The following is a 14,600-nucleotide window of genomic DNA, read 5'->3' on the forward strand; positions in this document are numbered from 1 at the left end:
TGCGCATCCCCTCCTGTCTTGCCGAAGAAGATGCCTACAAGAAGCGGGCTGCTGAACACGGCCGCGATAGCCGCCGCATCAGGACTGTTCCTTTACCTGGGATGGCTTGTCCTGTATCGCCTTGCTTTGATGCCCGGCCTCCACGCCGATGAAGCGAGATTTGGTCTGGCAAGCCTTGATGTGCTGCAGCGGGGCATCCAAACCATCCATGGCGTCAATCACCGCACCGGAGCCGCCTATCCATGGCTTGTCTCCGTCGCCTTTCGCCTCGGGGGGACCAGCGTCTGGACCCTGCGAAGCGTGGGAGCCATTGCCAATCTCCTCGCCGTTGCCCTGCTGACCTGGTCACTGCACAGGTACAGAAGCAAGAGGGCGGTTGCCTTCTTACTTCTGATCGTGGTGTGCTCTCCTTTCATTGTCGTCAATGCCCGCGTTGCGTGGGAAGTCACTGCCCTGCAGTTTCTCCTGGTCAGCATTCAGATCAGCATCCTGCTGGGTGCCATCCATCAAGGAAGAATGAACAACGGTGCAGGCCTGGCTTTCGCCATCACATCGTCATTGGGCGTGTTCAACCATTTCATCTTCCTCTCCAATCTTTTTGCCTTCTTTCTGAGCTCTGCCTGTCTTTACGTTCTGAGCGCCTCCGACAGCCATCAAAAGACGTTCGCGTCAAGACTATTACATCTTTCAATCCTCACCGTTGCCTTCGCAGCCATTCTGATTGTCCTCAAGCCAATCATCGGCGATGCCCAGAGACAATGGCTTGTGGCGGTGATTTTCATGGTGGCGTTCGTCCTTTGTTTTTCTTCATTTGTGAGCCGCTCTTCTGCTGATTTCTGTGAGCAGATGATCGCCAGGCTCTGCCAGCGCCTGGCCGAGGCCGGAAAAGCGATACTGCCTCTGGCCAGGCATGTCCAAGCCCGACAGTTCGGCCTTGCCACCGTGATCACGGCCGCTGTCATCATTGGGCTCATGGCCGACTTTGGGGGCAGAAGTCCGTGGGTTCTTTATACCAAACACACCTGGGGACTTCTTGGCTCACTGACCAGCGTGCTACCGCTTCAGAGGATCATGATGCATCCTCTTCAGGATGACTACCTGATCATCTCTCATGGGTTCTGGATCGTTCTGCTGGGCATCTATGCGTGGTTGACCTCCAGGGTCATCCTGGCGGCCATCAAGACCAAGGGCGCAACCTGCGACATCGACCTGATCTTTTATCTCTATCCAATATTTGCCTTTGTCGTCTTACCAATTTTCGTGCAGCTGAGTTCTGAGCGCTATTATCTGATCACTTGTTATCTGATGGTTTCCTGTGTCCCGATCCTCTTGGCTTCACCACCCTCAAAGGAGGTTTTTGCCTACCCATTTTTTCAACCGAAACGTCCACTCGCTTTCGTTGCCACTGGCATGCTGCTCTTGCTTATCCTGAGCGATGCGATCAGCGCACAGCGCACCATCCTGGCATCCATTGGGCGCGACAACAGCCAGACCGAGGGATTCACGATCACCTATCCCGGCTATTCAGACACCTCGTTGCATTTCGCCGACACTGCGAAACTATACAACGACCTGAAGGATCAGCAGGTCTGTCGAAACATCAAGGCCAACTTTTTCATCCTCGAACCTCTCAGATTCTATCGCGCGATTGATGGCGACCGGTGCTCTGGAAATCGATATGCCCAGATCACCTATTGTGAATCCTGCTCCCAGCCGGGCGATCATTTTGAGGTGCTTGTGAAAAACAGGTGATCAGATCACTTTGGGATCCAAGGGCAGAAAAGGGGCCACGGAGCTGAGTGCTACCGAGGCACACCCTCAGCAAGGCGCTCAGAAAGGACGCTGCAGCCCCAGGACACGCAAGTAGAAATATATCTGCAGGATGATGCCTACGGGTGCACTGGCAAGCCACCCATAGACGCTCCAGGAAACAACCTGAACACCCCAGAGGCCCAGTCCAAGCGGTGCCATCCAGCCAGGCATGATCAACGTCTGCAGCTGATGCGGGAAGCGGGAGAGTTCTGCAAATTTCACCTGCCAGGTCATCGGGGTCTCAATGGCCAGAACAAACGCCGTCATCAGACAGAGAACCACCCATCGACCATGGTCCCAGGAGTGATAGAAGACGGGTGCCATGATCAGAAACTGACAGAGCGCAGCCGCCACGAAGAACCAGGCACGCCGTGGGGATGCGCGACCGATCACCGCTGCCAGAAGCACCACTCCGCTGATGCTTACCAAAACAAGGATCAACCAGAAGGGGAAACCAAAATGAAGCTGGGACAGCACGCCTTGCGAATCAGCGATGTACCTTTCGCTTGGCAGGGGAAGCCAAGCAATGGCCCCTTTGGGTCCCGTGAATGGCAAACCCGGAGCAAAGGCGCTCTTCCAGGACAGTGCGATCGCATCGGCACGTTCGTCGGTTCCTCGGAAGAACAGAATAGCGACGAAAGATGTGAGGGGAATGAACAGCCAGAGCAGGCTGGCGCAGGCCCCGCGCGCGGCACGCCTGAAGTTGGAGCCCTCGGCAGATTCACGCAACAGCATCAGAAGCGCAAGGGAGGGGAGCGCAAGGAAAGCGATCAGCTCATGCGAAAGGATGCCAACCAATAACAGGAGACTGGCGATGCCATCAGAAAGGGCCTTTCGGTGCGTGCACACGAGCTTCACCGCCAGGGCAAAGAGCAGAAGAATCAGTAAGTCCTTCCGGATCAGTATGCGATCTACGAACACCGGATAGCCAAGCAGAGGTGTCGTCAGCAACACCCATCTGGGCACGATTCCCGAAGATTGACGCCAGAGATAGATGCCGAAAGCGAGATAAAGAAATAGGCAGGAAATGACAATACTCAGATTTGGCGCAAGCTGAAACTTCTCATGCAGGCCATGGATGAGGGCACCCGGCAACCCCCTGCGCTGGAACCCACCGGCATAGTTGATCAACCATTCCGTCAGTCCGTAGTTGGTGGTGAAATCAAGCTGCCTGGCCGCCAAGAAGAAGGCTGCAACCAGCCGCTCCAGGAGCCGGGCCCCGAAGGCAAGGCCAAAGAGGATGAGAAGGCCCCTGTCGTATGACTTCTGGGTCTGGCTTCCCGTGGGGATCTCCGCCATGGCCGCTTCCTGGCATCAGCGGGAGCCTAATTCGCCCCCCTGGAGACAGCCACAGCCGGGCTGCGCACCTCTCCCCTGACCGCCGGGGCGGGGCGGCGGCCAGGCTCCAGACCGGATCAGATGCCGTTTCCCAGCTTCTCGGCCACCGTGTTGACGTCCTTGTCGCCGCGGCCCGAGAGGTTGAGCACCACCTCGGTGCCGGGGGCCAGCTGGGGGCAGAGGGTTTCGAGCCAGGCAAAGGCATGGGCCGTCTCCAGGGCGGGGATGATCCCCTCCAGTTCGCTCACCCGCTGCAGGGCCTCCAGGGCCTGGCCGTCGGTGACGGCGGCGTATTCGGCCCGGCCGATCTCACGCAGATAGCTGTGCTCCGGACCCACGCCGGGGTAATCGAGGCCGGCGCTGATCGAGTGGGCCTCCTGCACCTGGCCCTCACTGTCCTGCAGCAGCAGGCTCATGGCACCGTGCAGCACCCCCACGCGCCCTTCGGTGATCGTGGCGGCATGGCGGCCGGTGGCCACGCCCTCCCCGGCGGCCTCGACGCCGATCAGGCGCACGCCGGTGTCCTGCACGAAGGGATGGAACAGGCCCATGGCATTGGAGCCGCCGCCGACACAGGCGATCAGGACATCCGGCAACCGGCCGAAGGCCTCGGCGCACTGGCGCTTCGTCTCCTGGCCGATCACGGCGTGGAAATCCCTGACCAGCATCGGGTAGGGGTGGGGCCCGGCCACCGACCCGAGGATGTAGTGGGTGGTCTCCACATTGGTCACCCAGTCGCGGATGGCTTCGCTGGTGGCGTCCTTGAGGGTGGCGGTGCCGGCGGTCACCGGCTGGACCGTGGCCCCCAGAAGCCGCATCCGGAACACGTTGAGGGCCTGGCGGCGCATGTCCTCGGCGCCCATGTAGATCAAGCACTCCAGCCCGAAGCGGGCACAGACCGTGGCCGTGGCCACCCCGTGCTGGCCGGCGCCCGTCTCGGCGATGATCCGCTGCTTGCCCATGCGCAGGGCCAGCAGGGCCTGGCCGAGGGCGTTGTTGATCTTGTGGGCACCGGTGTGATTGAGGTCCTCGCGCTTCAACCAGAGGCGAGGCCCCCCGTCCGGACGGCGGTAACGGGCCGTGAGTCGTTCCGCCTCATAGAGGGGCGTGGGACGGCCCACGTAATGGCGCAGAAGATGGTCGAGACGGGCGGTGAAGGCGGGATCCGCCCAGGCCTCGGCCGCCGCGGCCTCCAGTTCCGCCAGGGCGGGCATGAGGGTCTCGGGCACGTACTGGCCGCCGAAGGGGCCGAAACGGCCGAGGCCATCGGGGCGGACCGAAGGCAGCAGGTCGGCCGGCTCGGCGCTGCGGGGAGAAACGCTGCTGGTCACCGGCGGAGCGAGCAGGGGGACTGTCACCTTAGGGAGGCGCCACCGCCACCGCCTCGTTGCGGATCCCAGGCGCAGAAGGACGTTGGCGCTGGCCGCTCCCCCGGGACGGACCCACTCCGGGGCGCCTCGGCTGCCAGGCTGGCCAGGGGGACCGACGGTCGCCCAGCAGGATCACCAGCGGAGCGGCGAACCATGCCCAAGGGCAGCTGGCAGGAGTTCAGCGGACCGGAGAGCCTCCAGAGGCCTGATGCGACGACGGACCCGCAGCCCAGGGCCCGGCAGACGGTGCGGGTCCAGCGCACCAGGGCCGGCAAGGGAGGAAAGATGGTGACCGTGATCTCGGGGTTGGTGGCACCGGACGGGGAGGCGCGGCAACTGCTGAAGCGGCTGAAGGCCTCCGCCGGAACGGGCGGCACCCTCAGGGATGGGGTGATCGAGCTCCAGGGAGACCAGGTGGACGCCGCCCTGGCGGCCCTGGAGCGGGAGGGCTACCGCCCGAAGCGGGCCGGTGGGTAGCAGCCGCCGGACCGGGGCAGCCGGGCGATTTCGTTACGTTGAAATTCGCTCCCGACCGGATCAGCCATGGCTCATGCCGATCGCCGACAGGGCCTCAGCCGGCGTCAGGTGCTCCAGCTGGCGAGCCTCGCCGCGGGGAGCGCCGCCCTTTCCGCAGCCTGCGGGTCCACCGGCTCCGTTGCCACCGAATCCCCAGGCGGCACGACGACGGCCGCGTCCATGGGCGCTGGGGTGAGCCGGGTGGCGCTCATCCGCAGTGGGGACCGGGCCGCGGGCACCCGGGCGGCGATCGATCTGCTGCAGCCGGATGGCCTCGCCGGCCGGACCGTGTTTCTCAAGCCCAACTACAACACCGGTGATCCGGCCCCCGCCGCCACGGACACGCCCCTGCTGGAGTCCCTGGTGCGGGAACTGCAGAACGCAGGCGCCGGGGCGATCACGGTGGGGGACCGCTCAGGCATGGCCGACACCCGCGAAGCGATGGGGACCAAGGGGGTGTTCGCCCTGGCGGACCGGCTGGGATTCGAGGCGATGGTGCTGGATGAACTGGACCGGGACGGCTGGCAGGCCGTGGCGGCGGAGGGTACCCACTGGCCGAAGGGCTTCGCCTTCGCCCGGCCGGCCCTGGATGCGGGAGCGGTGGTGAACACCTGCTGCCTGAAAACCCACCGTTTCGGCGGCCACTTCACCCTGTCGCTGAAGAACAGCGTGGGGCTCGTGGCCAAGTACGTGCCCGGGGACCCCCACAACTACATGGGGGATCTCCATTCCTCGCCCCACCAGCGCCAGATGATCGCGGAGATCAACCAGGCCTATGCCCCGGCCCTGGTGCTGCTCGATGGTGTGGAGGCCTTCACCCAGGGGGGGCCGGAAGCCGGTGTCAGGGCCAGGCCGGAGGTGATCCTGGCCGGCACCGATCGGATCGCGGTCGACGTGGTGGCGATCGCCATCCTGCGGTCCCTCGGCACCACCGCCGACGTGTCCCAGGGCTCCATCTGGCGGCTGGAACAGATTCAGAGGGCCGTCGAGCTGGGTCTGGGGGCCGCCGGCCCCGATCAGATCGAGATCGTCACCGCCGATCGAGCCGGGCAGACCATGGCCGACACGCTGCGGCGGATCATCGCCGCCTGAACCCTGCCATGCCGGCGGCGGCAGGGAGAATGGCGCCCATCGCCCTGTCCATCCCCGCCATGTCGCACGAGTCCACCACCGGCACCGCCGCCAAGGCCACCAACATCGTCTGGCACCACTCCACGGTGACCCGCGCCGCCCGGGCCCATCAGCGTGGGCACCGCAGCGCCATCCTCTGGTTCACAGGGTTGTCGGGAGCGGGGAAGAGCACCCTGGCCAACGCGGTCAATTCGGCCCTGTTCGAGCAGGGACTGGCCTGTTATGTGCTCGATGGCGACAACGTGCGCCATGGTCTGTGCAGCGATCTGGGCTTCTCCGATGCCGACCGGGAGGAGAACATCCGCCGCATCGGTGAGGTGGCCAAGCTGTTCCTCGACGCCGGGGTGGTGGTGCTGACCGCCTTCGTCTCTCCCTTCCGGGCGGATCGCCAGCGGGCCCGGGAGCTGGTGGCGGCGGGCGATTTCCTCGAGATCCACTGCGCCGCCGATCTGGAGATCTGCGAGCAGCGGGATACCAAGGGGCTCTACGCCAAGGCCCGGGCCGGAGAGATCAGGGAATTCACCGGCATCTCCAGCCCCTACGAGGCGCCGGAGAGCCCCGAGCTGCGGGTGGGCACCGGCGAGCAGAGCCTGGAGGACTCGGTGGCCCAGGTGATGGCGGAACTGAAGCGGCGGAGCATCATTCCGGCGCCGGCGGAGCCCTGAGCGGCTCCGAAGGGGGCAGCCCGGGAGCGGACGCCGGGGGGCGGACGCGCAGGGCCCAGGCATCAAGGAAGGTCTTGGCGCAACTGGCCACCGGCACCGCCAGCAGCAGGCCCAGCAGTTCTCCGAGCCCCAGCAGCCCCCCCAGCCGGGCGCCGATCGGCAAGCTGATCAGCAGCCAGGCCGGCTGCAGCCCCACGATCGAACCCATCAGCCGGGGCTGAATCACCTGATCCACCACCTGGCCGACGGTGATGGCCACGGCCAGCACCTCCAGGCCGGTGCGGGGATCCTGGAGGGCCAGCAGCACGCTCACCACCACGATGGTGAGGGCACTGGCGTAGGGAATCAGGGTGGTGAAGCCGATGGCCACGGCGAACAGCACGCCGTAGGGAATCCCGAGCAGGGTGAACACCAGGCTCTGGGCGCCGCTGAGAATCAGGGCCAGCACCACCTGACCGGCGAAATAACCCCGGAAGGTGCGGTCCAGGGTGCTGAGCACCAGGCTGCGGGCACCGCTGGGCAGCCACTCGGCCAGCCCCATGGCGATGGCTTCCCCCCCCAGCAGCAGGAACACCGCCAGCACCAGCACGATCACCACATTGACCGTGATGCTCACCGTGGCCCCGAGGATCCCCAGGACCTGCTGGCTGAGCTGGGAGGCGAGCTTGCTGGTGCGGCTGATCAGATCACTGCTGATCCCGCCGAAATCGGTGGGCAGGCCGCGCTCGGTGGCCCAGCGCTGAAGCTGTCCCAGCAGGGTTTCCCCCCCCGCCAGCCAGCCGGGCAGGGCCAGCACCAGATCGCCCAGCTGATTCACCAGGCGGGGCACCAGCACCAGGACCGCCAGCACCACCACGCCCAGGCTGAGGCCGAGCACCAGCACCAGGGCCAGGGGGCGGGGCAGTCCCCGCCGGATCAGCCAGCGGCTGGGGATATCGAGCAGGAAGGCGAGCAGGGCCGCCGTGAGGAACAGGGCCGGGAACGGCGCCAGCGGCACCAGCAGCTGGCGCAGCACCCAGAGGTTGAGCACCAGCAGGGGCAGGGCGAGGGAGAACCGCATCGGGATGGGCAGTTCCAGCCTCTGAAGCATCCGCGGCAACAGGGCCTGGGCCCCGGGGAATCGACGATCGGCAACCAGCATGGCGGGCCGAAGCCGATGTCGCCAGCGACTCAGCCCTGGCCCATTGTCTCCAGGTAGGCGGCACTGCCCAGGGATTGGAGCCGCGCGTCCTTGGCCACCACCTGATCATGCTGGGCACGGCGATGGGTCTCCAGGGCCTCGGCGAGCACCGGATCCGCCGTCGCCAGGATCGCCGCAGCCAGCAGTCCGGCATTGAGGCCGCCACCGATGGCCACCGTGGCCACCGGAATGCCTGCCGGCATCTGCACGATCGAATGGAGCGAATCCACCCCCGACAGGGCCTGGCTGCGCACCGGCACACCGATCACCGGAAGCATGGAGAAGGCCGCCACCATGCCGGGCAGGTGGGCGGCGCCGCCGGCACCGGCGATGATCACCCGGAAGCCCCTGGAGGCGGCCGCTTCGGCGAAGGCCGCCATCTCCCAGGGGGTGCGATGGGCCGAGAGCACCCGCACCTCGCTTCCGACGCCGAGCTGTTTGAGAATCCGCGCCGCCGGCTCCATGGTCGGCAGGTCGGAATCGCTTCCCATCACGATCGCGACACGGGGGCGAAGGGGGGCGGACTCCATGGGGCGGGGGCGGTGAGGATGGCATTGTCCCGTCCCGCCGCTGCCTCCATGCGCTGGCTGACCCGTGTGCGACTGGCCGGCGACGGGGCGGACCCCGGCCAGGAGGGGCCGACCGGGGTCCTGTGGCGGGTGGGCATCGACCGGGACGGGCTGATCGCCCGGGTACGGCCGACCGAGCCGGGCAGCCGTGCCGCCGGGGAGGACTGGGGCGGCGACTGGCTTTCCCTGGGAGGCGTGGACCTGCAGATCAACGGCGGCCTGGGCCTGGCCTTCCCGGAACTCAACGCCGCCGACCTGCCGCGTCTGGTCAAACTGCTGGAGCTGCTCTGGCATGACGGGGTGGACGCCATCTGTCCCACCCTGGTGACCTGCGCCGCCGACCCCCTGCGCCAGGCGCTGGCGGTGCTGGCCGAGGCCCGTCGCCACCACCGCCCGGGCCGCTGTCGGCTGCTGGGCGCCCACCTGGAGGGGCCGTTCCTGGCGCCGGAACGGCGCGGCGCCCACCCCCGGCAGCACCTGCTCGACCCCGACAGGGAAACCCTGGAGCGTCTGATCAGCGGCTTCGAAGGCGGCCCCGAGGCGGACATCGCCCTGGTGACCCTGGCGCCGGAACTGGAGGGGGCCAGGGAGGTGATCGAGGAGCTGCGGGCCAGGGGCGTGGTCGTGAGCCTGGGCCACAGCGGCGCCGATGAGGACCAGGCCCACCAGGCCTTCGCATGCGGGGTGGGCATGCTCACCCACAGCTTCAATGCCATGGCGGGGCTGCACCACCGCGCCCCGGGACCGGTGGCGGCGGCGCTGAAGCAAGGGACCGTGGCCCTGGGGCTGATCGCCGACGGTGTCCACGTGGCCCCGACCATGGCCGTGCTGCTGCAGCGGCTGGCCCCGCGGCAACTGGTGATCGTCAGCGATGCCCTGGCCCCCTACGGGCTCGGCGAAGGCGCCCACCGCTGGGACGAACGGCTGCTGCTGGTGGAGGACGGCAGCTGCCGCCTGGAGGACGGCACCCTGGCCGGGGTCACCCTGCCGCTGCTGGAGGGGGTGCGCCGGCTGGCGGGCTGGGGCGGCCTGGAGGGGGCCTCGATTGCCGCCGCCACCCTGGCGCCGCGCCGGGTGCTGGGCGACACCCGGCCCCTGGAGCAGCTGCTGCTTGGGCGCGCCCTGGGGGACACCCTGCGCTGGAGCACGACGGACGGACGCCTGCAATGGCGTCGCCCGGCCCTGGCCCCGGCCGCGGGACCGGGGGCCGCCCAGGGCCTGGCTCCCTAGGATCCGCGCCACCCGAACGGTCGCCGCGCGCCATGCCCCCGGAACTGAAACAGCCCGAGCAAGCCGAGCGGGAGGCCCAGAAGCAGGCGGAGAAGGCCGAGGTGCAGGCCTACTTCGAAAGCACCGGCTTCGAGCGCTGGAACCGCATCTACAGCGACAGCGAGGAGGTGAACCGGGTCCAGCGCAACATCCGCATCGGCCATCAGAAGACGGTCGACGCGGTGCTGAGCTGGCTGGGCGCCCAGGGCGATCTGGGCAGCCGCAGCTTCTGCGATGCCGGCTGCGGCGTCGGCAGCCTCAGCCTGCCCCTCGCCGCCCTGGGGGCCGGCTCGATCGCCGCCAGTGATCTGTCGGCCGCGATGGTGGACGAGGCCCGCCGGCGGGCCGAAGCCGCCGGACTGACTGCCGAACGGCTGAGCTTCACCAGCTCCGATCTGGAAAGCCTCCAGGGCCGCTACGACACCGTGATCTGTCTGGACGTCTTCATCCACTACCCCCAGGCGGCCGCTGAAGCCATGGTGCGGCACCTGGCCTCCATGGCCGAACGGCAGCTGATCGTCAGCTTCGCCCCCTACACCCCCCTGCTGGCGGTGCTCAAGCAGATCGGCCAGCTGTTCCCCGGCCCCAGCAAGACCACCCGGGCCTACACCCTGCGGGAGGAGGGCATCGTGGCGGCCGCCGCCGAAGCGGGCTTCCAGCCCGTCCACCGCAGCCTCAATCAGGCCCCCTTCTACTTCTCCCGCCTGATCGCCTTTGAGCGGGTCTGAAGCGGCCATGGCCGGAGTCTCCACCGCTGGGGCCTACCGGCCCGAGATCGACGGGCTCAGGCCACTGGCCGTGGTTGCGGTGATCTTGAATCACTTCGACAAGAACCTTCTCCCGGGTGGCTTTCTGGGAACGGCAATCCACTGGCCCGCGAGTCCCAGTGCGGACCTGTCGTTGCGGTCAGGCCATGGTTTCATTTCACGGGCCAGCCCTGCCCCTTCCACAGCCGCCGGCAGACCCTGGCACGGCGTGGCCGCCTGGATGGCATCCTCCGGGATCTGGAGGCGCAGCAACGGCTCAGGGTCATCGATCTGTTCGATGTGTTCTGTCCCAGCCCCACCTGCACCCACGAGGGAAACCGGGGTGTGGTGCTCTACCGGGATGCCTGTTCCCATCCCTCGATCGATGCGGCGCGCTGGTCAGCCCCCCGGATCAGGGCCGCCCTGATCGCCCCACCCGCTTCACCCCCCGCAGCCGCTGGCAACTGACCGGTGCGCAGGTGCGGGGCCGGGGGCAGCGGGGACGAGTTCTCCTGGCGGCGGGGCCTCCCAGAGGACTGCCTCGCCACCGGGCCCGGCGAGGCCCAGCCGATGGGCGTGCAGCCGGTAGCCCCCGGACCCCGGCAGCGCGTCCACACGGGCCCCGCCGCCCGGGAGATACAGCGGATCGCCCAGCAGCGGCGCCCCGACCCCGGCGCAGTGGATACGGATCTGGTGGGGCCGGCCCGTGGCGATCACCACATCCACGAGATCCCCGTCGCAGCGCCGCTCCAGCAGGGTGAGGGTGCTGAGCGCGGCCAGTCCCCCCTCCGGACAGGCGCACCAGATCTTCCCCAGCAGGGGGTGCTCCCGGCATCCGATGGGGATGGAGATGGGCAGGGGATCGCCCACCTGCCGATCGAGGCCCCCCGGCTCCAGCAGGGCCCGGTAGACCTTGCGGCAGGCGGAAGGCTCTCCCGGCTTTTCGAGCAGGCCGCTGCTGTCCCGCAGCCGGCGGCTCAGCCAGGCGCGGGTGGCGGCACGACGGGCGCAGACCAGCAGGCCGGAGGTGAAGCGTCCCAGCCGGTGCACCGGCCGGGGCGGGGGCCCGGCCGCCGCCATGGCCGTGTGCCGGCGCTCCAGCAGCCGCAGCAGGGTGTGCTCCAGGAATCCCCCGGCCGGGAGCACGGGCAGGCCGCTGGGCTTGTCGATCACCAGCAGGTCGCCGTCATCGTCAATCACTTCCCAGCCTCCCGGCACCGCCGGCTCTTGCCAGGGGGGACGGCGCCAGACCAGGCGATCGCCGTTGCGCAGAGTCCGCTCGGAGCGCAGGGGCTCGCCGTTGCAGCTGATCTGGCCGTCAGCGAGACGCTCCTGCCAGACCTCCGCGCTGGAATGGGCATGCCGGCCCGCGTAGTACGCCACCACGCCCATCCCATCCCCGGCTGGGGAAATCCGCTCCCGATAGGTCCAGCCGTCGTTGAGACGGGGCGGCAGCCAGCCCGACGGCAGCCCCGGGGGCAGGGGTGGGCCGGGGCGGTCCTCAGTCCACAAGCCCGTGCTCGAGGGCGAAGCGCACCAGCTCGGTGCGACTGGCGGTGCCGGTCTTGATGAACAGGCGACTCACGTACTTCTCCACGTTGCGGATCGAGGTCTCGAGGCGGCGGGCGATCTCCTTGTTCATCATCCCCTCGGCCACCAGCTGCAGCACGCTCGCCTCCCGGGGCGTGAAGTCGAGCTTGACGTCGGAGACGGGCTTGGCGGTAGTGCCACCGCCGCCGAGCATGGAGCGGATCTCGGTGATCTGGCGGGCCATGGCGCCGATGTCGGCATCGGCGAAGCGGGCCGCCTCCGCCAGCAGCCGCTCCTGACGCCGCACCACGTTGTGCACCCGGGCCACGAGTTCGTCGGGGTCGAAGGGCTTGGGGATGTAGTCGTCGGCGCCGGCCTGGAAACCGGCGATGCGGTCGGCCGTCATCCCCTTGGCGGTGAGAAAGATCACCGGGGTGCCCCCGAGCCGCTCATCGGCCCGCAAACGCTTGAGCAGCCCGTAGCCGTCGCAGCGCGGCATCATCACGTCGCTGATCACCACATCGGGCATCTGGGCCTGGGCTGCCGTCCAGCCCTCCTCGCCGTCGTTGGCCGTGGTGACGGCGAAGCCCTCGTCCTCGAGGTAGGCCTTGACCGCCGTGCGCAGGCCGGGCTCATCGTCCACCAGCAGCAGCCGCACCGGTGTGGTCGGCGGTGCGGCACCGGCCTCCCCGTGGTCGGGGGAATCGGTGCCTGGGGCGCCGGCGGCAGCGGATGGATCGTGGCTCATGGGAGAAATCTATCGACCGGGACCAAGCAGGACCTGTTCCCGCTCAGGCAGGCGTCCGCTGTACCCCAGCTGCCGGGCCAGCGGGCCCAGGGTGGCGGGATCCTTGCCGGCCTGGGCCGGCACGCAGACCGCCCACCACATCAGGTGATCCAACCGGTTGGCGGGGGTGATGGACCCACCTGGATTGAGCTCGCGCACGAGCAACCGCGTAGCGGTGCCGGTGATGCGCAGGGGGCTTGCCAAAGTGCAGCCGATCTTGTCGGTGGCGACGGTGACGCGGTCATCGAGCTCCTCCCACACCTGGACCCGCCACAGCCCCGGCTGGCCCGGTTCGGGCACCAGGCCGAAGATGCCCACCACCTCCCGGCCCCGGTGGGTGATCCGGTCCTGAAGCACCCGGAACCCCGGCGGGCGTTGCTCGGCGTTGCTGGGGGCTGTCTCCTGGGCCGCCACGGGCGCCGCCGCAGACCCCGCCAGGAGCACGGAGCCGGACGGGGCCAGGGCCGCCGCCAGCAGCAGGGCGGGGACACCGGGGGAGCGAAGACGGATCAGCATGGCTCCATGCTGACCTACCTCGACCACCACGCGAGCACCCCGTGCGATCCGGCGGTGGTGGCGGCCATGGCGCCGTGGTGGGCCCAGAACCCTGCCAATCCCTCCAGCCGCCTGCACCGGCCGTCCCTGGAGGCGGCGGCGGCGGTGGACATCGCCCGGGCCAGGGTGGCCGACGGGCTGGCCATGGCCAGCGACGCGGTGCTCTTCACCAGCGGCGCCACAGAAGCCAACAACCTGGCCCTGCGGGGGGTGGCCGAGGCGGCCCTGGAGCGGGGGGAGACCCGTCGACGGCTGGTCACCCTTGCCACCGAGCACCGGGCGGTGCTGGAGCCGCTGGCCTGGCTGGAAAGCCACGGGTTCCCCCTCACCGTGCTGCCGGTGGGAGCCGATGGGATGGTCGATCCCGACCGGCTGGCGGCGGCGCTCGGGCCCGACACCCTGCTGCTGTCGGTGATGGCCGCCAACAACGAGATCGGCGTGCTGCAGCCCCTCGACACCATCGGCGCCCTCTGCCGGGAGCGGGGCGTGATCTTCCACTGCGATGCCGCCCAGGCGGTGGGCCATGTGCCCCTGGCCATGGAGGAGCTCGGCATCGATCTGCTCAGCCTCAGCGGCCACAAGCTCTACGGCCCCAAGGGCGTCGGGGCCCTGCTGCGGCGCCCGGGGGTGCCCCTGGCCCCCCAGCAGCTGGGGGGCGGCCAGGAGGGGGGCCTGCGGGGGGGCACCCTGCCCGTGCCCCTGATCGTGGGGCTGGGGGCCGCCGTCGCCGCGGCCCTGGCGGACCGCCAGGAGCGGGCCGAACGGCTCGGGGCCCTGCGCGATCGGCTGTGGCGGGAGCTGGAGGCCCTCGGCGGGGTGCTGCGCAACGGCCACCCCGTCCACGGCCTGCCCCACAACCTCAACGTCACGATCGAGGGGCTGGACGGCACCCGCCTGCACCGGCAGCTGCGCCGCAGCCTGGCGGTTAGCAGCGGTTCGGCCTGCAGCCAGGGAAGCCCTTCCCACGTGCTGGCCGCCCTCGGCCGCGACCGCCGCGCCGCCGGTGCCTCGATCCGCTTCGGCCTGGGTCGGGGCACCACGGCGGAGCACATCGATGCGGCGATCGCGGCCGTGGCCGCGGCCGTGGCGGAACTGCGAGGCCCTGTCTAGGTTTCGGGGGATTCCGTATTGA

At 68.4% G+C, this 14,600-nt stretch carries 15 protein-coding genes; 8 read left to right on the top strand and 7 right to left on the bottom strand.

Annotated features, from left to right (window positions below; translation table 11 throughout):
* Window positions 1-18: 18 nt before the first annotated feature.
* Window positions 19-1,752, top strand: a complete 1,734-nt coding sequence (locus tag KUG41_RS10535) for a glycosyltransferase family 39 protein (RefSeq protein WP_216903946.1) — start codon at window positions 19-21, stop codon at window positions 1,750-1,752.
* A 78-nt stretch (window positions 1,753-1,830) separates the two neighbouring features.
* Here KUG41_RS10535 and KUG41_RS10540 read toward each other — a convergent pair whose 3' ends face one another.
* Window positions 1,831-3,111, bottom strand: coding sequence for a hypothetical protein (locus KUG41_RS10540; protein WP_216903948.1), 1,281 nt, complete (start codon window positions 3,109-3,111; stop codon window positions 1,831-1,833).
* Window positions 3,112-3,227: 116 nt separating this feature from the next.
* On the bottom strand, window positions 3,228-4,481 hold the full coding sequence (gene trpB / locus KUG41_RS10545) for a tryptophan synthase subunit beta (protein ID WP_216903955.1): 1,254 nt from the start codon (window positions 4,479-4,481) through the stop codon (window positions 3,228-3,230).
* A gap of 192 nt (window positions 4,482-4,673) precedes the next feature.
* Here trpB and KUG41_RS10550 point away from each other — a divergent pair, with 192 nt between their 5' ends.
* The 3 genes from KUG41_RS10550 to cysC all read left to right on the top strand — a co-directional run bounded on the left by KUG41_RS10550 (window position 4,674) and on the right by cysC (window position 6,832).
* The gene (locus KUG41_RS10550) at window positions 4,674-4,997 is read left to right on the top strand and encodes a translation initiation factor (RefSeq protein ID WP_216903957.1); all 324 of its coding nucleotides are present in this window, start codon (window positions 4,674-4,676) and stop codon (window positions 4,995-4,997) included.
* A gap of 66 nt (window positions 4,998-5,063) precedes the next feature.
* Complete coding sequence (locus tag KUG41_RS10555; protein WP_216903959.1) at window positions 5,064-6,128, top strand: DUF362 domain-containing protein; 1,065 nt, start codon at window positions 5,064-5,066, stop codon at window positions 6,126-6,128.
* A 59-nt stretch (window positions 6,129-6,187) separates the two neighbouring features.
* Window positions 6,188-6,832, top strand: coding sequence for an adenylyl-sulfate kinase (gene cysC, locus KUG41_RS10560; protein WP_216903961.1), 645 nt, complete (start codon window positions 6,188-6,190; stop codon window positions 6,830-6,832).
* On the opposite strand, the gene KUG41_RS10565 is transcribed toward cysC, so the two are convergent.
* Together KUG41_RS10565 and purE are read right to left on the bottom strand one after the other, a co-directional pair.
* Complete coding sequence (locus KUG41_RS10565) at window positions 6,807-7,922, bottom strand: AI-2E family transporter (protein ID WP_254217140.1); 1,116 nt, start codon at window positions 7,920-7,922, stop codon at window positions 6,807-6,809. The two genes, cysC and KUG41_RS10565, sit on opposite strands and share 26 nt — an antisense overlap.
* A gap of 80 nt (window positions 7,923-8,002) precedes the next feature.
* On the bottom strand, window positions 8,003-8,542 hold the full coding sequence (gene purE / locus KUG41_RS10570; protein ID WP_216903963.1) for a 5-(carboxyamino)imidazole ribonucleotide mutase: 540 nt from the start codon (window positions 8,540-8,542) through the stop codon (window positions 8,003-8,005).
* 48 nt (window positions 8,543-8,590) lie between these two features.
* Between purE and KUG41_RS10575 the strand changes: the two genes are divergently transcribed.
* The 3 genes from KUG41_RS10575 to KUG41_RS16130 all read left to right on the top strand — a co-directional run bounded on the left by KUG41_RS10575 (window position 8,591) and on the right by KUG41_RS16130 (window position 11,064).
* Window positions 8,591-9,811 carry an N-acetylglucosamine-6-phosphate deacetylase gene (locus KUG41_RS10575; protein WP_216904035.1) on the top strand — a complete coding sequence of 407 codons (1,221 nt, stop codon included), beginning with the start codon at window positions 8,591-8,593 and terminating at the stop codon, window positions 9,809-9,811.
* A 32-nt stretch (window positions 9,812-9,843) separates the two neighbouring features.
* On the top strand, window positions 9,844-10,578 hold the full coding sequence (gene bchM / locus KUG41_RS10580) for a magnesium protoporphyrin IX methyltransferase (RefSeq protein ID WP_216903965.1): 735 nt from the start codon (window positions 9,844-9,846) through the stop codon (window positions 10,576-10,578).
* A 141-nt stretch (window positions 10,579-10,719) separates the two neighbouring features.
* On the top strand, window positions 10,720-11,064 hold the full coding sequence (locus tag KUG41_RS16130) for an SGNH hydrolase domain-containing protein (RefSeq protein ID WP_371734119.1): 345 nt from the start codon (window positions 10,720-10,722) through the stop codon (window positions 11,062-11,064).
* Here KUG41_RS16130 and KUG41_RS10585 read toward each other — a convergent pair.
* Genes KUG41_RS10585 through KUG41_RS10595 form a run of 3 tightly spaced genes read right to left on the bottom strand, consistent with a single transcriptional unit; the run spans window position 11,038 to window position 13,429 of the window.
* Window positions 11,038-12,108: a pseudouridine synthase gene (locus tag KUG41_RS10585; protein WP_254217121.1), complete on the bottom strand. Its 1,071-nt coding sequence runs from the start codon at window positions 12,106-12,108 to the stop codon at window positions 11,038-11,040. The two genes, KUG41_RS16130 and KUG41_RS10585, sit on opposite strands and share 27 nt — an antisense overlap.
* On the bottom strand, window positions 12,098-12,874 hold the full coding sequence (locus tag KUG41_RS10590) for a response regulator transcription factor (protein ID WP_254217122.1): 777 nt from the start codon (window positions 12,872-12,874) through the stop codon (window positions 12,098-12,100). The genes KUG41_RS10585 and KUG41_RS10590 overlap by 11 nt, the downstream gene beginning before the upstream one ends.
* Before the next feature lie 9 nt (window positions 12,875-12,883).
* Window positions 12,884-13,429, bottom strand: coding sequence for a hypothetical protein (locus KUG41_RS10595; protein WP_216903967.1), 546 nt, complete (start codon window positions 13,427-13,429; stop codon window positions 12,884-12,886).
* 6 nt (window positions 13,430-13,435) lie between these two features.
* Here KUG41_RS10595 and KUG41_RS10600 point away from each other — a divergent pair, with 6 nt between their 5' ends.
* The gene (locus tag KUG41_RS10600) at window positions 13,436-14,578 is read left to right on the top strand and encodes a cysteine desulfurase family protein (protein WP_216903969.1); all 1,143 of its coding nucleotides are present in this window, start codon (window positions 13,436-13,438) and stop codon (window positions 14,576-14,578) included.
* Window positions 14,579-14,600: the final 22 nt, after the last annotated feature.

The sequence above is a fragment of the Synechococcus sp. CCY 9618 genome, assembly GCF_019038415.1.
Taxonomy (GTDB): Bacteria; Cyanobacteriota; Cyanobacteriia; order PCC-6307; family Cyanobiaceae; genus Cyanobium.